Source organism: Sediminibacillus massiliensis (assembly GCF_900156915.1).
GTDB lineage: Bacteria > Bacillota > Bacilli > Bacillales > Amphibacillaceae > Sediminibacillus_A > Sediminibacillus_A massiliensis.
In genome coordinates this window covers 3,270,291-3,289,781 of record NZ_LT732535.1, presented here as the reverse complement: position 1 = coordinate 3,289,781, position 19,491 = coordinate 3,270,291, and the positions used below count along the sequence as shown (strand labels likewise).

Genomic DNA, 19,491 nt, shown 5'->3' with positions numbered 1-19,491 from the left:
TCAAAAAACTGTTTTTTACTAACTTAAGAAAACAAAATATAGAATGAAGATGATGAACAGGAAGTACATGATCGGGTGTATTTCTTTTGCCCTTCCCTTGATTAGCATCGTAATCGGGTAGAATACAAAGCCGATGGCAATTCCAGTTGCGATACTGTAAGTAAGCGGCATGGCAATGACAGTAAAGAAAGCAGGAACCGCGATTTCGAACTTATCCCATTCAATATCACGTAATGTTGTACACATCAGCACACCAACAATGATCAAGGCTGGAGCTGTTACTTCAGCCGTTATGATACCCAATAACGGAGAGAACAGCAGGGCCAGAAGGAAGAATCCAGCTGTTACAACAGAAGCAAAACCTGTTCTCCCGCCGGCACTCACACCAGTAGTTGATTCTACATAAGAAGTGGTGGTCGATGTCCCTAATGCAGCACCAACAACTGTGGCAGCAGAGTCTGAGAACAATGCTTTACCTGCACGTGGTAGTTTGTTGTCTTTCATAAAGCCCGCCTTGGTAGCGACAGCCACAATCGTACCGGCAGTATCAAAGAAATCGACGAATAGGAAAGTCAAAATGACGACAAGCATCTGAATAGTAAAAATATCACCAAAGTGCGCAAATGCCTGACCGAATGTCGGCGCAAGGCTTGGTACCGGACCGACGACATCATCGATGCCCGTAGGAGGTGCAATCAGCCCTACTACCATTCCGGCAATCGCTGTAATGATCATGCCATAGAATACGCCGCCTTTAACATTGGAAGCAAGCAGTACAACCGTCACAACAACTCCGAATATGGCCAACAAGGTGTTTGCATTGGTCAAATCTCCTAATGCAACTACTGTGTCCGGGTTTCCGACCACAATTCCGGAGTTTTGAAAACCGATAAAAGCAATGAACAAACCGATACCTGCTCCGACTGCCATTTTCAAGTTACCGGGAATAGCATTGATGATTTTCTCCCGAAGACCGGTAAGTGTCAACACGATAAAAATCAGTCCAGATGCCAACACCCCAGCTAATGCTGTTTCCCAAGGAATACCATAACCAAGGACAACCGTGTAAGCAAAAAACGCGTTCAACCCCATACCAGGTGCAAGGGCGATTGGATATTTAGCAAGGACCCCCATGATCAAACTACCGACAGCCGCTGCTAAAGCAGTCGCTGTGAACACGGCTCCCTGGTCGATTCTGGTTACTCCCTCCGGAAGTTCCTCTACACCGACAAGCGCCAATGTCGCCGGATTGACAAATAATATATAGGCCATTGCCAGAAACGTAGTCAGGCCGGCAATGAATTCTGTCCGGAAGTTGGTCCCTAGTTCTTCAAACCGGAAATATTTTTTCATGACTTTTCTCCCCCATTTCCGTCGTTTTTTATAAGGTTTTGTTTAATTTGAGAATAAATACCGATAAGCCATAAAAAAACACTCCTGGCTTAAGCCAGGAGTGTCACCAGAAAAACTCCACCGGGAACTGCCACAAAGGAAGATACCTTCCACGGCAATTCACCAGCGTAGTCAGACCATTTACGGTAGTCCGGTAGAAACTCATGGGCCTTATCCCCAAAATTATACGACGGTGTTTTGTTTATATATTAATGATTACATATAATATATTACTTATTACCTATACACTCGTCAACCCTTTTTCCGAACATTTTGTTTGTAAGAACATCTAACGTTCGTTAAGTTTCCACCTATTCCCATTCAATTGTTGCTGGCGGCTTGCTTGTCACATCATATACCACACGGTTTATATGTTCTACTTCGTTAACGATTCTAGTCGAGATTTTTTCCAAAACATCCCAAGGGATCCTTGCCCAGTCTGACGTCATGCCGTCAATAGATGTCACAGCACGGATGCCAATTGTATAGTCATAAGTGCGCACGTCACCCATTACTCCCACACTGCGGATGTCCGGAAGAACAGTGAAATATTGCCAGATATCCTTCTCCAGACCAGCATTCTTTATTTCTTCACGCAAGATTGCATCGGATTCACGGACAATTTCCACCTTTTGCTCGGTTACTTCACCGAGAACTCTGATACCAAGACCAGGTCCCGGGAATGGCTGTCTCCATACAACTTCTTCTGGCACACCCAACTCCAAACCAAGCGCTCTTACTTCATCTTTAAACAAGGTGTTGAGGGGTTCCAGCAATTCAAATTGCATATTCTCAGGAAGTCCCCCAACGTTGTGGTGGGACTTAATTGTCTGTGCTGTCTCAGTACCGCTCTCTACTATATCTGTGTATAAAGTTCCTTGTGCAAGAAAGTCGATGTCTTTCAATTTTTCAGCTTCGTCATCAAATACGTAGATGAACTCGTTGCCGATTATTTTCCGCTTTTGCTCAGGGTCGGAAACACCTCTAAGTTTGCTCATGAACCTTTCTTCCGCATCGACACGGATGATGTTCATATGGAATCCATCGCGGAACGTCTCCATCACCATATCGCCTTCATTTTTTCTTAACAGGCCATGATCGACAAAAATACAAGTCAATTGGTCGCCAATTGCTTTATGGATCAAAGCGGCAACAACAGAAGAATCGACCCCGCCGCTAAGTGCGCATAATACTTTCCTGTCGCCGACTTTTGCTTGGATTTTTTCCACTTCCTGCTGGACAAAATTTTCCATCGTCCAGTCTCCCTCACATTTGCATGCACCGAATACAAATTGCTTGAGCAAATGATTTCCGTATTCTGTATTTCTAACCTCGGGATGGAATTGAACTCCATACAAATCGTTGTCCACATCACTCATCGCGGCAACTGGAGTGGAGGTACTTGTTGCATCGATTCTGAAACCTTGAGGCGGTTCGAATATTTTGTCACTATGACTCATCCAAACTGTCTGTGTTTCTGGAGTATCTTCAAATAAAAGAGACGGATTGGACAACTTGATATCAGCTTTTCCGTATTCCCGTTCTTTCGCTCTTCTGACATCCCCGCCAAAATGCTTCGTCATCAGCTGCATGCCATAACAAATCCCAAGAACAGGGATTCCTAAATCAAATATCCCCTGATCGCACCTAAAACTGTTTTCATCATAAACACTGTGCGGTCCACCTGAAAGGATGATGCCTTTCGGATTCATTTTCCTGATCGTATCAGCCGTCAACTTATGGGAATGCAGTTCACTGTAAACACCGAATTCTCTTATTCTTCTGGTGATCAACTGATTATATTGGCTGCCGAAATCCAGCACTAAAATCATCTCATTGTTTTCCAACCCGTCCATCTCCTTTACATCATATATTACTTAATCTGTTCTGCATCGATAAAATGCATGCAATATAGAGTTTTAGCAGTAATAATATAATTACTCTGCGTACTCTATTGTATAAAAAAATTCTGCCCTCCAACTATAGGAAGGCAGAATTCTGTTAACTATGCGCATACGGCACAAGAAATTTCCACCTTCATAGTCAAGACATTATCGGTGTCCTGGTAGAGACTCTCGAACCATATTATCGAGGATATATGAAGAATCTATGATAATTAGTTTGATGCAGAATGAAAGAGTCTAAACAAAACTCTTGCAGAATCGTTACTATTCTATCAGTGGGTATACAACAGGTCAAGACAATGCCTGTTTGATTAAATTTTCCCACAATTCAGTCACTTTATTCCATTGCGACTGATCTTGATCATTTCGGTAAATAAGCCGCTCATAATGCTGTGTAAGCCGGGACATTTCTGTGGACTGAAATGCATGGTCTACATCCCTTGCATACTCCCTTAGGGTTTGTCCTTCCTTCCGGACAATCCCTTTATGGCTCAGTATTTTCAATAAATAATGGTAGGCATCCTGATATGTCTTGGCATCATTTCTTTTCTTGTATTTGTTTAACAGAATATAAGTCATCCAGCGGTATCTGGTGTAATACAACGTTATACCAAGAACCAGAACACCGCCGATCCATATGAGCCATGTCCAACTTACCGATGCCTCACTGCCGGCAGAATTGACTGTCGAGCTTTCCTCTTCCTCTCCACCAATTTCCTGATGGTTTGCAGGAAGTTCTTCTTCCTCTTGTTCTTCCGGACTCGAAGCAGCTACAGACTCGTTTTCTTCCCGGTCCTCATAGAAGTCGATCGGGTTGCTGAACCCCTGTGTCGGTTCAAACGGAACCCATCCGATTCCAGGAAAGTAGGCTTCCACCCAGGAGTGTGCGTTTGAATTCGTTACCTCAAATCTATCGAGGTTTTCGGGCGTATCGCCTTGTCTTTGCATCGGTTCTCCACCGGTGAATCCTTTCACCCAGCGTGCCGGGATATCGAGGCTCCGCAGCAGGACTACCATCGATGTAGAGTAGTTATCGCAGTATCCTACTTTTGTTTCGAACAGAAACTGATCGACATAATCCTGATTCGAATTAGGGACAGCAACATCTGTTGTCCTGTATGCAAAACCATTTTGGCCGAAATATTGCTCAACGGCTTTTACTTTTCCATATCGGGTTTCTTCTTCCGACACTATTTGATTGGCAAGATTTCCAACCCTCCGCGGCAATCCGTCAGGAAGCTGCAAGTACATGTCCTTAATGTTCTGCGGGTCATCACCTCCGGCTTCTTCAAGTACATCAATGGAAAAAGAAGGACTGTCATAGCTGACCTGATATTCTTCTCCCGCCTGCCGTTCAGGACCCTCCACGGCAATCGCGCCCGAAGTCCGGTCTAGAAGATAGTTAACATCATCAGCACCAGCTACAGAATCCAAACCATACGGATATACTAATTTGGAAAAGAACGCATTCCGTTCAAACGATACGCTTCCCTCCCTTCTTTCTGTCTCCACTGCAGATTTGTCAAACACAGTCGAATCTATCGACCTGACACCAGTTTGTTCATACTCCGGTTCAGCAGAACGTTCCCACCCTTTACCTGTATAAACATCCTTTGACTCGATTCTCCAGTAGTGAGATTCTTGCACTTCTGCGTAAAACACCGTGGCATTATCCTGAATAAAGGAACCCCCCAGACGGGTATCATCCTCTCCGTATCCTACCTTCTGTACTCCGTTGCCGCCTCCTTCATTGAACCCGGCGCTGTCCGAGGTACTGGTTAGATAGGGAACCGGATCAGGCCACTGCGGATCAAGCTTTGGTGCGGCATAACCGACTATACTGGAAAAGAACACTACAGCAATCAGCGGCAGGATCCATGCAGACATCTTTTTTGCCCCAATGAGCGGCATGGCTTCTTTGCCTAATTCTTTGTAAAAGTTGTTTATGCCAAGAGCAATTAGCGATATGGCAAAAGTACGGACAATTGCCGTGTCGGCACGATAAGTGGTAAAGGTATCCAAGACCGTTAAATAGATAAAAGTCAGCAGGATAAAGAAAAAGACCCGCTTTGCCACAACAAACCAGTAATAAAGCAAGTAACTCATCAGCCAAAGTAATAATAAAAACAACAAACTGCGAAACAATGGTGTTATTTGAATCCATTGCTGGTTTGCCATCATCTCTATATTAAATTGCATGTGCAGATATACGAGGTAGAACCACGCTTTACTGAACATTTGCTCCGATATGAACAAGCCATCAAGCACAAACAAGAGGCCGATCAATTTGAGGGGAGTAGACAGCCACCATTTGATCCTCAACATGGAAATAAGGAAACAAAAAGCGGTATATATCACGAAAACTGACAAGCTGCCTGTCTCGGTCACTGTATCCAAAGGCCGCAGCCACTCCCAAAGCAATAGAAAACCGCATAGATAGATGACAGTTTGATAGAGTAACGGCTGATAATGGCGAATAAAACCATCCATTATGTGCTCACCTCGAATTTTTGCTGGGTTAATTGTTCTTCCGTCAACACGTTCACCGAAATGCCACTGGAGGACAAGTGATGGATAATACGCGTATCTTCTTCCGTTACTTGAGAAGTAGGTTTTATCAAAAACAGAATGATTTTTCGGCTTTTCTTTTTCAAGTCTTCCACCGAGGAAATGGCAGACCACTCTAAATGAGTTGTAACCAGAAATGTAACCAATCCGTTCGGGATTTTCCTAAGTTCTCCGCTCATCTGCTGGGAAAACGAAGCAGTTCCTCCCGGCTGGATTCTAGCCAGGTAGTTCGAGGCTGTTTCCAGCTTTTCAGGGCTTTGGTCAAACGGCACAAAGATTTTTTCCTCTCCAAGTGCCAGGAAAGAAACTTGTGATGAATTGTTTTTTATATATTTGAGCAAGGAACCGGTCACCTCGATACTTCCTTCAAAAGCAACCTCGTTCAATCCAGTGGTTTGACAAGCATCCAGGACAACCAGGATACTGGTGCTCTTCTCTTGTTCAAACTCTTTCGTCATGACGGTGTTTTTCTTTGCGGTGTTTTTCCAGTCGATCCAGGAAAACCTGTCACCCGGCATGTATTCCCGCACACCTGTTACGACGTTAGTGTTTCTTGCATTTATTGTATAAGAAGCAGTGGTACCTTCATCAAAACTGGTAACATTTTGCCTGAATGAAATGTCACGCTGATATGGGTAGACGAGCATATAGCTATCCGTCAAATAAATATGTTCTTTTTTCACAAATCCAAAAAAATCACCTGTCTTGATCCGGAAGGCTTTCAAATGATGTTCACCGCGGGGAACATTGTCCAATGTATAACTAACAGTAAGGTGCCGTCTGAACCACGGGAAAAAGATCGCTTTGACCACTCTTTTTTCTTCAAGCAGATCCGCTTTATCCATATGACGGTACTTCATACGGTTCGTATCTTTTTTTTGCAGACTTTCAGGAAAAAATTCCTCCACCACACAATAATAAAGCGGGAAAGGAATCTTTCTGTACAGATGAATTTCCGCTTCCACGTTTTCAGAAGCACGAACGATATGTTTTGAAAGCTTACGGGAAACAGTCCAATTGGAAATGGGATAGAGCAACAATAGAAACAGGTAGAGGATTATTGGCAAAAAACTGTAAAATAAAAACCAGCTGACAAATCCGCCTTGGAACATGGCGTAGGAGTAGAACACACCAAACAAGACAATCACGGACAGAAACTTCGCTGCCAAGGATAGAGACAACCTCATCTACTATATTCCTTCCGCACCGGAATCGAGACGCCTTCCAACAACTCATGGATAATCATTTCCGAAGTCCTTCCTTCGAATTTCGACTCTGAAGTCAGGATAAGTCGATGCGACAGAACAAACGGAGCCAGGTACTTTACATCGTCAGGCAGCACATAGTCCCGGTCACAAATGAATGCGTATGCTTTAGCTGCTTTCATTAAAGCAATGGATCCTCTTGGACTGACTCCGAGATAGACGGATGCATGGTTTCTGGTGGCTGTTACTAAGTCGATGATGTACCTTTGTACTGTTCTGTCGACAAACACTTCCTTGACCAGTCCCTGAATTTCCAATAATTCGGTCTTATCCATGACAGCCTGGACTTCCTGGATTGGATGTATTCCAGAAGTCTTATCAAGCATTTCCAATTCTTCATTTACGCTAGGATAACCCATTTTCAACTTAAGCAGGAAACGGTCAAGCTGTGCCTCTGGCAATGGGTATGTACCTTCATACTCTATCGGGTTTTGCGTCGCCATGACGAAGAAAGGCCGTTCCAATTCAATAGTCTTCCCATCGACCGTTACGCTTTTCTCTTCCATTCCTTCCAGCAGTGATGACTGTGTTTTGGGAGAAGTTCTGTTTATCTCATCTGCCAGGACAATATTTCCCAGTATCGGACCTCCCCTGAACTCAAAAGCCATTTCTTTAGGATTGTATATAGATACCCCAGTAACATCCGATGGCAACAAGTCAGGTGTGAACTGGATTCTCTTAAATTCGCAATCTAGTGATTTAGCTAGTGTTCTGACAAGCATCGTCTTTCCCACTCCCGGAACATCCTCCAAGAGGACATGCCCTTCTGCCAGCAGAGCGACCAGGCTCAATGTGGCCGGTTCATCTTTACCAACCATTACTTTGCGGATATTTTTCAATACTTTATTAATCTTGGAGTTGTACAAAAAGGTTTGCTGCGTCATAAAAATACATACTCCTTCCAAATTTATAAGTTCATTTACCTATATTTGTCGTTTTTATATTCTATGAAGGAAGTCATCCTCCACCTATAACTATACTACATCTCTGTAGGTACAGTCCAAGCAGTGCCGTTATAAATACTTGTAAATTTTAAATTTTCAGAACAAGTGAACCAACTGCCCAATTTCCAATGGGATAAGCTCTTCCCGGGCACCAGCACAATAAGATATCTTATCTTGAAAAAGAGGGTGATTTTTTGTTTGGTAAAAAGAAAGAAGCAATGAGGCACATGCAGCAACTACCTGGATACGGCAGCCAGCCCTACGGTTACAATCAGCCATATCCTGGCGGTTCCGGTTTTCCGTCATTCGGCCCCGGTTATGGGGGACCATATGGAGGCATGGGACAGTATGGTCAATTTGATGGCCATTATGGAAATATGGGCATGTTCGGACAGCCTGGAGGATTCTATGGACCAATGGGTCAATTTGGCCAACCCGGCGGATCCTATGGTCAGTATGGCCAATCCGGAGAACCTTTTGGAATGATGAATCCTTATGGACAGATGGGCTACGGATCCGGACAGCAAGGCCTTCCTTTTGGACAGCAGTTCCCAGGTGGCTATAATGACTTCGATGACTTTGACTAATAAAGCGATTCTATATAAATAAAAGCTAAAAAAACAAGGAGGAACCCCCTTGTTTTTTTTGTATCTGAACCTTGAGGTGACTTTCTCTTAAAAGAGATTTTGCGGTTTTGGTGCTCCCGCTTCGTCTTGTCCGGTAAGACCGGCCATCATAGGCATCGACTGCTGGATTGTTTTTCCCATGCCCTGACCCTTAGTCATGCTGTAATAAGCAGCTGCTCCTATTCCTACAGACGCTACTAAAGGGATCCACATATTGTTGTTTCGTTTAGCCACAACGATTCACCCCCTTGATCTTGGTTCCTCTTTAATTTCTCCTGTTCGGACAGAACCATGCAAGGAATAATCAGGATGGAACCGGCAAAAAATTCAGGCTGGACAGTATGTATATTTGCCTTTATTCAAGCAATAATACGCCTATTACCAGTTAAGGGAGTGCATTTGTTTGCTGAATTCGAACCAAAGTCTGGAGCTTGTTTATCAGGTGGATATAAGTGGATTTCAGAGGAAATGAAAACATACCTGATCCCGGTCTGGAAGGCATTGGATCCTGTCTACTTTAAGCTCTCCCGTCTCACATACCCTTCCGATGAAGAACTGCCGGAAAATATTTTCCGGGTGAGAATTACAAAATATAAAGGCCGGAACGTAACCCTTTCTGATGGCACTACAATTAATAAAAATGACCTGTTAATAAAAATCCACTTACACAATATCCGACTTTTAAGCGAAATAAAAGACATCAAAAGTGAAGTAACCAGAGGCAGAATCATTTTTCAATATGTAAAACAGTCACTGCCTATTTTGGAGAACTACATTAATAATCATAAAAAAAACAGTGAAATCAAAGGCATTATCGGCATTTCCATGCTGAACAGAGGCTGTCAGCGGCTTGGATTCGATGTGATCGGCATTTCCCATCCGCTCTACCGGAGGTTCAAACGGATCAGTTGCCTAATGATCAACCTTCTTTCCCATAGTCATTCATCCAAATCTTCCTCCCCAAGCTACTTATTTATGTCTAAAGAAAAATTGTCCATTATGTACAACAAAGAAAGCTGTTAAATTCGATTAACAGCTTTCTTTATCTTAGTTGGCAGCCTTCCACGCTTCTGCTTTCTCCTCCGGAAGAGAAAATGCGTGCAGACTAATTTCCGGGCGGCTGCCGATCCGGATGTTGACGCCGGTCTGGCCAAGCCCCTCACTGATATAGAATGGTTTACCATCTCGCGAATGAAGTCCCTTGATCATATTCATTTTCACTAATTTGCCCATCTTGACCAAATGATATGGCTTTGGATAACAGATCTGCCCACCGTGAAAATGTCCGGAGAGGAGATAGTCGAACGAATAATCTTTCATGTGAAGAACGAGGTTCGGGTCATGGGTGAGCACTAAATTGATACCGCCCCTCAGTCCCTTGTAAGAGGACGGTAAATCGCTTCTTTTTGTACTGAAATCATCGATTCCGATAATATTAAGCTGTTTCCCTCTTACATCTACTGTACAGCTTTCATTTCGCATCACTGTGCAGTCATACTGCTGCAGTGTATTTATCAATGCATCCAAGTCTTTATGACGTAAAACATAATCGTGGTTGCCTAAAACGGCATATATTCCATGTGTGGCGTTTAATTTTTGAAGGATTTTCAGATAAGGAATTAGTTTGGGTATCGTGCGCTTACGGTCGAGAAAGTCTCCTGTCAAAGCAATCAAATCAATCGGTTCATCTTTCACTTTCTCATACAGTTCATCAGGTGAAATAGATATATTCTCCAGATGCAAATCGGATAAATGCAAAATATGAAGGACTGAACCTGGGTTGCTCTTATTATCACCGACTTGGATTCTTTTTACAGAAACTTTTTGCGTGTTTTTATAGGCTTTTGTTACACAATATAGTAAAAGAATAAATAATGCAGAGTAGAATAAGATATTCATTTCCATCACTCCCCGATTACTGATTATACAGGATAAGCTATCCGATTGTTACGGTAATTCATGCCAGGGATTCCAATGGTGGACTTGTTCATGATTTATGCTTGAAGAGGTGTACAATGAATCAATCTAAGACTGTTTTGTTCCTGCCATTTTTACAGATGCCCTCCGGACATCATCAGGTGGCGGACTCCCTTATGACAGGGTTAAAAAATCAGCTTCCACACCTCCATTGTAAAAAGTTGGAGATACTATCATACAGCTATGGCAGGACGGAAGCTCTTGTATCTGGAATCTATTTGAATTGGATCAGGTATTTCCCGGCTTCTTACAATTGGCTTTACCGAGGCAGTGTCTATAAGAAAGCCGCTCTTCCGGGAAAGTTCCGTTTCTATGAACTATTATTTTTAACGCACATGAAGAAGCTCGTGGAAGAAATACAGCCAGACTGCATCATCTGCACCCATGCGCTGCCGTCCTACATGCTGAGTCAATTGAAAACGAGGGACCAATTGTCCATCCCGGTTATCAATGTCTATACCGATTATTTTATCCATCGGTTTTGGGGAATCAGTCATATTGACTATCACTTCGTTTCATCGCTTGGCATGAAAAACTTGCTCCTGCAAAAAGGGGTGAAAGAACACCAAATCTATTGCACTGGTATACCAGTGCACCAGGACATACAAGTTATACAAGATTGGGAAAGAAAACAGGACAAATCCCTTTTGTCTATTCTGGTCACTGGAGGCAGTTTGGGTGTCGGGGCTATTACAGAACTGATCGGCCGTTTGTCCCCAGGGGGAAAAATAACCTATTACGTACTTTGCGGAAAAAACAAAGCCTTGTTCCAGTCCATTAAAAACAGGAACAATCCTTTTCTTATCCCGCTCCCATACATAGAAAGCAGGAAAGAAATGAACGATTTATATGATATGGCAGACGGTATTTTAACAAAGCCCGGCGGTGTCACGATCAGTGAATGTCTGGTCAAACACAAGCCTATTTTTATTTATGACGCTTTACCAGGCCAGGAAATGATCAATTTAGAGCAACTGCAAACATTGGGACTTATCTTCCTACTCGATAACTGGAGAAGGATGACATCTCCTCTAGATGAAGTACTGTTGGCTTTTTATGAAAACAATTCAAAATGGAACAACCACCGGTCATCTCTTTCTGCGTATCATCAGCAGCTAGAACCACTTGGTGCAGCTGAAATTATCAGTAAGTTAATTTAAGGCATGAAAAAGGCGCACCCGCTCCTGACGGTTTGCGCCACTTGTCCTCTAAACAATATCCCATGTCACCGGTGTTCCTTTTTTGATATCCTTGCTGACACTTTTGCCAAGCAGGATATCATAGTATTTTGGAGGTAACCCAAGGCCTGGGCGGATGATTCTGACATTTTCTTTGGAAAGAGTTTCTCCCTTCTTCATGTCTTTCACTATATACAAGGAACGCCGGTATTTTTTTGATGCCTCTTCCGCTTTCGTGTAACCATAACGAACGGTTCCAAGCGATTGCCATGCCCGTCTGGTTTCCAGAACGAGCGTCTTCAGTTCCTCAGGTTCGGCTGAAAAGTCCGCATCCACTCCGCCGTCTGCCCGTGACAGGGTGAGGTGTTTTTCAATAATCGGGGCTCCTAAGGCAACACTGGCAACAGCCACCCCGCTCCCTATTGTATGGTCTGAGAGACCGACTTCACAGTTGAACATTGTCTTCATATGAGGAATCGTCAATATATTGGTGTTCTCCGGGGAGGCAGGGTATGTACTGGTACACTTTAACAGAATTAAGTCTTTACAGCCTGCATCTCTGGCCGTTTCGACGGTTTCTTCTATTTCCGAAACAGAGCACATGCCGGTTGAAATGATCATTGGCTTTTTTGTTTCTGCTACTTTACGAATCAATGGTAAATCCGTACATTCAAAGGAAGCAATTTTATAGCATGGTACATGGAGGGATTCCAAAAATTCCACAGCAGTTCCATCAAACGGGGTGCTGAAACCGACCATTCCCAATTCTTTACAGCGGTCAAAAATTGGCTGGTGCCATTCCCACGGAGTGTGGGCCTCTTGATATAGATCGAACAGGGATTTGTTCTTCCAAATACTCTCGAAATCACGGATCATGAAATCGTCTGACGTTTCATTTAATGTCATGGTATCCGCAGTGTATGTCTGGATTTTCAAAGCATGGGCCCCTGACTTTGCCGCCGCTTCCACGATTTCCAGCGCCCGCTCTAGTGATTGATTATGATTGCCGGACATTTCCGCGATAATAAAAGGTGGATGGCCGGTGCCAATTCCCCGTTCCCCTAGTTTGATCTCTTTCAACTTGTTTCACCTCCAAACATGTTTGACAGTTTCGCCCTGTGTACGGGCCATTTATCTGCTGATAACTCCATTTGGATGACGTCGATTTTTTTTCCGTCTTTATGAACCCGGCCGGTGACTCTCCCTGTTGTTTCAAACCCTAATTTAACATGATAACGGTAACTTGCCTTGTTCGTTTCAATCACTTCCGCACAGACCTTTTCAATACCAGTCTCATCAAAGATTTTATCAAGCGCCAACATCGCCATTATTGTACCTGCACCTTTTGGAGCGGACTTTTCCCCTATATAAAAACCCCACTCACATGTTCCTTTTTCCTTGTCGATATTTCTGAAGCTGACCACGCCAAGGCGCTGTATATTTAGCGAAAAAACAAATACCAAGGAACAATCATCATCGGTTACTTTTTCGAACCATTTGCAATGCTCTTCCCAAGTAATGTAATGGTCGGTGTACATCCACTGCTTAATCCGCTCGGAATTACGCCAGTTGAGTACCGTTTTTAAATCTTCGAAGGTGATCGGTTTTAAATGAAAGTCTTCCATCTTTACCATTAGGCTTCACCCTTCACTAGTTCTTCTGCTACAGAACCAAACGCAAAACCATTCATCAACTTTATGGAATTATCGCTCATTTTTTTTACCATGGCAGGACGCGCAATAATGAATTCCAGTTGATCAGCCACTTTTTCCGCATCTACTTCTCCGCTTTTGCCCAGATGCTGAATGGCCCCTAATTCCGATAAATAGGAAAGAATTCCTGTCTGGTTCGGAGCTGTTTCAATTGTGACAGCAGGCAATCCAAGAAGGCACCTTTCCCAAGTGGTCGTACCGCCTGCTCCAACCGCCAGATCCGCTGCGGCCATAAGACTTGCCAAATAATCGATTTGGAAATGAAGATGTACATTCGGGAGGTCATCGCATAACCTGCTGATTGACCGTTGATTTTTATTGGAATAGCCTATCACTACATCGATGGCAAGTTCGGGCCTCTTGAGGAGCAGGACTGCTTTTAGAGCTTTCATTGTTTCATTGGTTGGATCACTCCCCCCAAAGGAAATCAACACCTTCTCCACCATTCCCGTCCTTTCTTTCACAGGCAAATTCCGGAATTCCTCTCTTAACAAAAGGTATTTCGGTCCTAACAATGCAGTAGCTGTCTTAGGAATTAATGTTTGATAGCGTGTTTCCATGTCCTTATAAAGATTCTGATCCAACAGAAGATCACAATCATGGTTACGGTCTGCAAGATCATCAATCACCATTATTTTTTTCGCTAGCGACCTTATCGATTGTTCCCATTTGAAATCCAAACCATAGTGATCAACAACCAGCCAGTCAACATCCTTTTTCCCTTTTAGCACCTTTCTTGTTTGGACAGCGTCTACCTTCCAGTGTTGCTTATGCCAGCGTAAATTATCATCGCTCCTGGAAGTGGCCGGTAAAGGGATAAGCCCAAATCCGTTATCTTTTATATATTCCAACATGTTTCCAGGTAATTCTCGGCAAATAAAAGTAACTTCGGCATTCTTCTGCCGTAACTCTTTCGCCAGGACGATGCACCTCATCACATGGCCAGTTCCAATATCCCGGGAAGCATCCGTCCGTATCAAAATGTTCATATTCTCACGCTTTCAGTCTTTTTTCTGTTCGACGTGGGCATTGATTGCTTTCCATTCCGGCTTCTGTTCAAGCAGTTGGATGATATCTTCCATTGTAAAATGCGGTTTTGCGGGATATAGATTTTCGATTATTTTCCTTACCAATTTGAAGTCTTCCGCGGTGTCAACTGTCCAGCGGTGCTTACTATAGTTGATGGAGTTTGAAACATTTCGGAGATGAAATATCTCCGGGTGGCTGACCATATATCTTGTGACATGTTCCCGTTCTGATTGTAATGAAGCATTCTGATAAGCTTCTGTCAGTGCTTGCAGCGAAAACACTTCCGTGTCCATCCCTCTCGGCAATGTACGGTTTAAGGTGTTAGAGACATATTGGAGCGGATAATCATGGTGAAAAAACGTTTCAGTCACTTTGTCAATTTGGGCCGGATCAATAAGCGGGCAGTCCGCAGTCAGACGGACAATCACATCCGCTTTCTCTCGAACAGCTGCGAGGTAGTATCTTTCTAATACATCAGCTTCAGATCCCCTAAAACAAGGGACATTGATTGACTTGCACAAGGAGACAATTGCATCATCGGCAGATTCCTTTGTGGTAGCAACCAACAGTTGGTCAATATCCCGTGCTCTCTGTACACGTTCTATTTCGTAGGTTAACAGAGCCTTTCCAAGCACTTGTTTAAGAACTTTTCCCGGAAGCCTTGTCGATCCCATCCGGGCCTGAATGATTGCTGCCACTTTCATTTAACCACCTCCATCAGACCGAATAATAGGAAATCACTTTTTCCACCCCGGCAATGACATCATCGATATCCTGCTCCGACATTTTCGGGAACAACGGCAAAGTGATAATTTCCTTATATACCTTTTCCGCTTGAGGACACAATCCTTTTTTAAAACCAAGCTGCTCATAAAATGGATGGAAGTAAACCGGAATATAATGAACATTTACGCCGATGTTTTCTTTTTGCAGCGCCTTGAAAATTTCGTTGCGGTCGGCCTTCAACTTCTTATAGTCGAGTCTTATGATATATAGATGCCAGCTTGATTCACTGTGCTGCTTGTGTGCAGGAATGAGAATGTGCTCGGATTTACTAAATGTCTCGTTGTATTTTCGTGCATATTCTCTCCGCTTTGATACAAAAGCCTTAATCTTTTTGGACTGGCTCACACCCAAGGCTGCCTGGATATCGGTCATACGATAATTAAAACCCAGCTCCTGCATCTCGTAATACCAGGGCTCTTTTAGATGTAGCAATTTTTCCTGATTTCTTGTTATTCCATGGCTTCGGAAAGTAATTAATTTTTCGTAATAGTCATCATTGTTAGTGGTAATCATTCCGCCTTCCCCGGTCGTGATGTGTTTGACTGGATGGAAGCTGAACATTGTCATGTCTGCAACCGATCCGATATTTTTCCCTTTGTAAACAGCACCTAAAGCATGTGCGGCGTCATCAATTACCACTAATCCGTGCTTATCGGCCAATGCCTTTATTTCATCATAATCGGCCGGGTTGCCTGTGAAATCAACCGGGATAATCGCTTTTGTCTTTTCGTTGATAAGCTGTTCGATAGCTTGAGGAGAGATGTTGTAAGTGTGAGGATCTATGTCGGCGAATACCGGAGTCCCGCCCATGTAAAGAATACTGTTGGAAGTAGCAGCAAAAGTCATTGGGGTAGTAATCACTTCATCGCTTTCTGTAATGCCGGCAGCATAGCAGGCGGCATGCAATGCTGCCGTTCCGCTTGAAAAAGCCACCGCATGTTTCGAACCGGTAAAATTGGCAATGGCACTCTCAAAAGCCTCGATTGTTGGCCCTGTCGTAATGTAATCGCCTTTCAGCACATCGACTACGGCTTTGATATCCTCCTCATCTATTGATTGCCTCCCATAGGGCAGATAGGAAGATCGTACCGGCTTTCCACCATGTAAAGCAAGACTCTCTTTGTTATCCATACTCTCATCCTTTAAATTTTTGCTGTTTTAATCCATTCTTCGGTCTTGCTGATACCCTCATCCAAAGTATATTCCGGCTCCCAGTCAAGCAGTTCTTTCGCCTTGCTGTAATCGCATAACAACTTCGGTATCTCACTCTGTGGATGGATATGCGGAATATGTTCAATCCGTTCTTCATCCTCCACGATTAATTCCGCCAACTCATTGATACTGACATCTTCTCCAAGGCCTGCATTGACGATTTCCCCATCAACATGCTCGGAATATCCGGACTCGACAACAAACCGGGCACAGTCTTCCACATACAGAAGATCTCTTGTTTGATTGCCATCTCCGTAAATCTGCAATGTTTTGCCAGCTAATTTGTTTTTGAGGAAAATGGCAACTACTCCACCCTCTCCTCCTGTTTTCTGATATGGGCCATACGTATTAAATGGACGAATAACAACCGCAGGAAGGCCATATGCATAGTAATAGGACAACACCATGTTTTCAGCTGCAAGCTTCGCACCTGCATACGGCGAAGCTGGTTTTACCGGATCCGTTTCATTTATCCCATCGTCGCTTTGGGCACGGTCATAGACCATGCATGTACTCATAAACACGATTTTCACCTTATGCTTTTTACATTGTTCCAAGACATTGAATGTGCCGATGACGTCGTTATCAAATGTCTCTTTGGGACGATCAATACTATCCTGTACATTGATACTTGCTCCAAGGTGATAGCAAACATCAAACTCATTGATAAATAAGTGATTAAGAAACCGATTATCCTTTATGTCACCTTTCACAAACTTGATAAAGTTTTTATGGGCTCTGAGCTTACCCAGATTTTCTATTCTTCCATTCGAAAGGTCATCCAGGACCCACACCCGATTGCCATCTTGCAGCAGCCTGGCAACTACCCACCTGCCAATAAAACCTGCCCCTCCCGTTACAAGAACGTTCAATGCCCTCATCCTTTCTGTCCTTCTCCAACCATCATATTTATTACTGCCAGAATATATTCCAGGAAACCAAAAGTATTCGCCCTTACAGGCTGTTACTGAAAAACATATATTATTGTATAAGCATCGCAATCCTATTAATAATCAAGGAGAATGTCATATGTCTTTTCCTGAAGGAAAAAATGCCATTGAAGGTGACTCTCCCATTGTGATAGTAGAAACAGCCAAGTGCCGGGATTGGCAAAGTTTTTCTTATGCTCCTGAAGGTTGGCATTACTTGTGCGAAACAATTAAGGAGTACAGGGGTAACCCAGCTATAAAATACCAAGAATCTATCTTGCATAAATACTATCAATCCTTCCAACCCAAGACGATTGAGGAAAGCTTGTTTTACGGGGAAAACTCCCCGCTCAAGCGTCTTTTCCAGCCTCAGCGAAATGTGGACCAGTTGCCATGGGGAATTGCCTTCAACATGAACCCAAACAAGAACAATCAGCATTTCGGTCCTAATTCAGAACCTTTCGTACAGAAGGAATTTAGTAGAACCATCAACATTTACAAAAAAATAGCATCCACCGGTTATCAACCGGAGAATTACAAGGACGGTTATATTAAAGGTCATTTCCTGAAAAAGAAAGACGATTATCGTTTTATACTCTCCGGAGGTCAGCATCGCATGGCCGCCCTGGGTGTTTTAGGATATGAGAAAGTAGCCGTCAAAATCTATCCCAAGTGGGAAAGGGTTATTGATATAGAAGATGCCCCCGCATGGCCGCTGGTCCAGGATGGAACTTACAAACTGGACAAAGCCTTGGAGATTTTCAATGCTTATTTCTTAAACAATGGAAGGGAAAGAGCCAAAAAGATAAATCTGCTAAATTAAAAAGCTACCCGATTCTATAGCTAGAATGGAGTAGCTGTTTTTTTACGTCCGGAAAAGCATTAGCGGTCTTTCTCCGAGATTCCGAAGGTTTTTGGTGTAAGTTAAGATTTCCGGATTGCGGCTTTGCAAGTTTTCCCATATCCCTTCCACCCGGTCTGCATTGTATCCCCCTTTCGCTTCTTCTAATGCAGATGCTTCGATAAACACTAATTCAGGATCTTCAAAGAGCATATCGATTACTTGATTGTATTCTTCGAAATGATGCAAGATGCTCAGCGCCAAAATGACATCAAACTTTTCTTGTTTAATGATTTTCCTCAACTCGTCTGCACTTACATGGCGATTGATCAATTTCACTTTTTTATTATCGTTTTGTTTTGCAATATCATTGATTCTTTTATTAGATTCAATCATTGTCACTTCCGCATTGAAGTCTTCTGCGATTCTAAAAGAAAAATAGCCAAAGTTGGCACCTAAGTCGAGCACAGTGAATGGTTTATCTGATTTATACTTGGTTAATTGCTCTTTTATTTTGTTGTATCTATTTTCACATTCACGTTGGCCTTTTTGGACTACTTTACCCTTCACCCAAATATCCTGATACATAATATTCACTCCTTTTATTTTTCGTTGTCCATTTACATTTTGGACCGCATTTATCAACCCGCCACGAACATTTGCTCTAGCTCAATTACCATAAACTGTGACATAACTTCAGTGTGACTTCCTTTCATCCTTTTCGGATTGAATGCTAAGCCGGCGCTGCGGAAAAATACTCGCTTTCCGTGGGGAACGCTTCAGCCTCCTCGCTGGCAAAAAAGCGCCAACTGTGGGGTCTTCAGACTGTTCCTTTCCCACTGGAGTCTCGCATTTTTCCGCAGCTTGGTATAGTGTTCTGATTAGATGAGAAATGATCCTGAAAGGTGTCTAGCATGGTTCTCCCTTCCAAAAATGGAGAAAACCTTTATCAGTATAGAATTCGTAGACTCTCCTATAGTCACTTACTGTACAGGACTCACTACGAGTCTTCGGGATCTTGCCCTTCTCCTAGAGTTTAAAACCATCCATGGATTTACACAGCAAGAGGAGTGTAAGCAGTTTGCCGCTAGGATAGAAAATTTCCATCATTTCTCTAACTTGGATATA

General features: G+C 43.2%; 18 protein-coding genes and 2 riboswitches. Of the genes, 4 read left to right on the top strand and 14 right to left on the bottom strand.

Going from position 1 to position 19,491, the window contains the following annotated elements; translation table 11 throughout:
* Nucleotides 1-18: 18 nt before the first annotated feature.
* The 5 genes from CZ434_RS17150 to CZ434_RS17130 all read right to left on the bottom strand — a co-directional run bounded on the left by CZ434_RS17150 (nt 19) and on the right by CZ434_RS17130 (nt 8,013).
* Complete coding sequence (locus CZ434_RS17150) at nt 19-1,353, bottom strand: NCS2 family permease (protein ID WP_077624251.1); 1,335 nt, start codon at nt 1,351-1,353, stop codon at nt 19-21.
* 148 nt (nt 1,354-1,501) lie between these two features.
* Nucleotides 1,502-1,603, bottom strand: a riboswitch (purine riboswitch).
* 100 nt (nt 1,604-1,703) lie between these two features.
* The gene (gene guaA / locus CZ434_RS17145) at nt 1,704-3,248 is read right to left on the bottom strand and encodes a glutamine-hydrolyzing GMP synthase (protein ID WP_077624250.1); all 1,545 of its coding nucleotides are present in this window, start codon (nt 3,246-3,248) and stop codon (nt 1,704-1,706) included.
* Nucleotides 3,249-3,412: 164 nt separating this feature from the next.
* Nucleotides 3,413-3,514, bottom strand: a riboswitch (purine riboswitch).
* A gap of 73 nt (nt 3,515-3,587) precedes the next feature.
* Entirely contained in the window at nt 3,588-5,786 is a 2,199-nt protein-coding gene (locus CZ434_RS17140; protein ID WP_077624249.1) for a DUF4129 domain-containing transglutaminase family protein, read from the bottom strand.
* On the bottom strand, nt 5,786-7,051 hold the full coding sequence (locus CZ434_RS17135; protein WP_077624248.1) for a DUF58 domain-containing protein: 1,266 nt from the start codon (nt 7,049-7,051) through the stop codon (nt 5,786-5,788). The genes CZ434_RS17140 and CZ434_RS17135 overlap by 1 nt, the downstream gene beginning before the upstream one ends.
* On the bottom strand, nt 7,048-8,013 hold the full coding sequence (locus CZ434_RS17130) for an AAA family ATPase (RefSeq protein ID WP_077624247.1): 966 nt from the start codon (nt 8,011-8,013) through the stop codon (nt 7,048-7,050). The genes CZ434_RS17135 and CZ434_RS17130 overlap by 4 nt, the downstream gene beginning before the upstream one ends.
* 254 nt (nt 8,014-8,267) lie before the next feature.
* Between CZ434_RS17130 and CZ434_RS22545 the strand changes: the two genes are divergently transcribed.
* On the top strand, nt 8,268-8,660 hold the full coding sequence (locus CZ434_RS22545) for a hypothetical protein (protein WP_077624246.1): 393 nt from the start codon (nt 8,268-8,270) through the stop codon (nt 8,658-8,660).
* Nucleotides 8,661-8,747: 87 nt separating this feature from the next.
* Here CZ434_RS22545 and CZ434_RS17120 read toward each other — a convergent pair whose 3' ends face one another.
* Nucleotides 8,748-8,933 carry a hypothetical protein gene (locus tag CZ434_RS17120; protein WP_077624245.1) on the bottom strand — a complete coding sequence of 62 codons (186 nt, stop codon included), beginning with the start codon at nt 8,931-8,933 and terminating at the stop codon, nt 8,748-8,750.
* 75 nt (nt 8,934-9,008) lie between these two features.
* Between CZ434_RS17120 and CZ434_RS17115 the strand changes: the two genes are divergently transcribed.
* Entirely contained in the window at nt 9,009-9,722 is a 714-nt protein-coding gene (locus CZ434_RS17115; RefSeq protein WP_342745707.1) for a YkoP family protein, read from the top strand.
* A gap of 24 nt (nt 9,723-9,746) precedes the next feature.
* Here CZ434_RS17115 and CZ434_RS17110 read toward each other — a convergent pair whose 3' ends face one another.
* Complete coding sequence (locus CZ434_RS17110) at nt 9,747-10,598, bottom strand: metallophosphoesterase (protein WP_077624244.1); 852 nt, start codon at nt 10,596-10,598, stop codon at nt 9,747-9,749.
* A 116-nt stretch (nt 10,599-10,714) separates the two neighbouring features.
* On the opposite strand from CZ434_RS17110, the gene CZ434_RS17105 reads away from it, so the two are divergent.
* Nucleotides 10,715-11,836, top strand: coding sequence for an MGDG synthase family glycosyltransferase (locus CZ434_RS17105; RefSeq protein WP_077624243.1), 1,122 nt, complete (start codon nt 10,715-10,717; stop codon nt 11,834-11,836).
* A gap of 48 nt (nt 11,837-11,884) precedes the next feature.
* Here CZ434_RS17105 and pseI read toward each other — a convergent pair whose 3' ends face one another.
* The 6 genes from pseI to CZ434_RS17075 are packed head-to-tail and all read right to left on the bottom strand — an operon-like array spanning nt 11,885 to nt 17,465.
* Nucleotides 11,885-12,934, bottom strand: a complete 1,050-nt coding sequence (gene pseI / locus CZ434_RS17100; protein WP_077624242.1) for a pseudaminic acid synthase — start codon at nt 12,932-12,934, stop codon at nt 11,885-11,887.
* Nucleotides 12,931-13,488 (bottom strand): UDP-4-amino-4,6-dideoxy-N-acetyl-beta-L-altrosamine N-acetyltransferase, encoded by a 558-nt coding sequence (gene pseH, locus CZ434_RS17095; protein WP_077624241.1) that lies wholly within the window; start codon nt 13,486-13,488, stop codon nt 12,931-12,933. Before pseH ends, pseI begins: the two co-directional genes overlap by 4 nt.
* On the bottom strand, nt 13,488-14,555 hold the full coding sequence (gene pseG / locus CZ434_RS17090) for a UDP-2,4-diacetamido-2,4,6-trideoxy-beta-L-altropyranose hydrolase (protein WP_077624240.1): 1,068 nt from the start codon (nt 14,553-14,555) through the stop codon (nt 13,488-13,490). The genes pseH and pseG overlap by 1 nt, the downstream gene beginning before the upstream one ends.
* Before the next feature lie 12 nt (nt 14,556-14,567).
* Nucleotides 14,568-15,299, bottom strand: coding sequence for a cytidylyltransferase domain-containing protein (locus CZ434_RS17085; protein WP_077624239.1), 732 nt, complete (start codon nt 15,297-15,299; stop codon nt 14,568-14,570).
* A gap of 13 nt (nt 15,300-15,312) precedes the next feature.
* Nucleotides 15,313-16,512, bottom strand: a complete 1,200-nt coding sequence (pseC, locus tag CZ434_RS17080; protein ID WP_077624238.1) for a UDP-4-amino-4,6-dideoxy-N-acetyl-beta-L-altrosamine transaminase — start codon at nt 16,510-16,512, stop codon at nt 15,313-15,315.
* 11 nt (nt 16,513-16,523) lie between these two features.
* Entirely contained in the window at nt 16,524-17,465 is a 942-nt protein-coding gene (locus CZ434_RS17075) for a dTDP-glucose 4,6-dehydratase (protein WP_077625236.1), read from the bottom strand.
* A 157-nt stretch (nt 17,466-17,622) separates the two neighbouring features.
* Here CZ434_RS17075 and CZ434_RS17070 point away from each other — a divergent pair, with 157 nt between their 5' ends.
* Nucleotides 17,623-18,345: a hypothetical protein gene (locus CZ434_RS17070; protein ID WP_077624237.1), complete on the top strand. Its 723-nt coding sequence runs from the start codon at nt 17,623-17,625 to the stop codon at nt 18,343-18,345.
* 42 nt (nt 18,346-18,387) lie between these two features.
* On the opposite strand, the gene CZ434_RS17065 is transcribed toward CZ434_RS17070, so the two are convergent.
* Nucleotides 18,388-18,951, bottom strand: a complete 564-nt coding sequence (locus CZ434_RS17065) for a class I SAM-dependent methyltransferase (RefSeq protein ID WP_077624236.1) — start codon at nt 18,949-18,951, stop codon at nt 18,388-18,390.
* Nucleotides 18,952-19,491 lie beyond the last annotated feature (540 nt).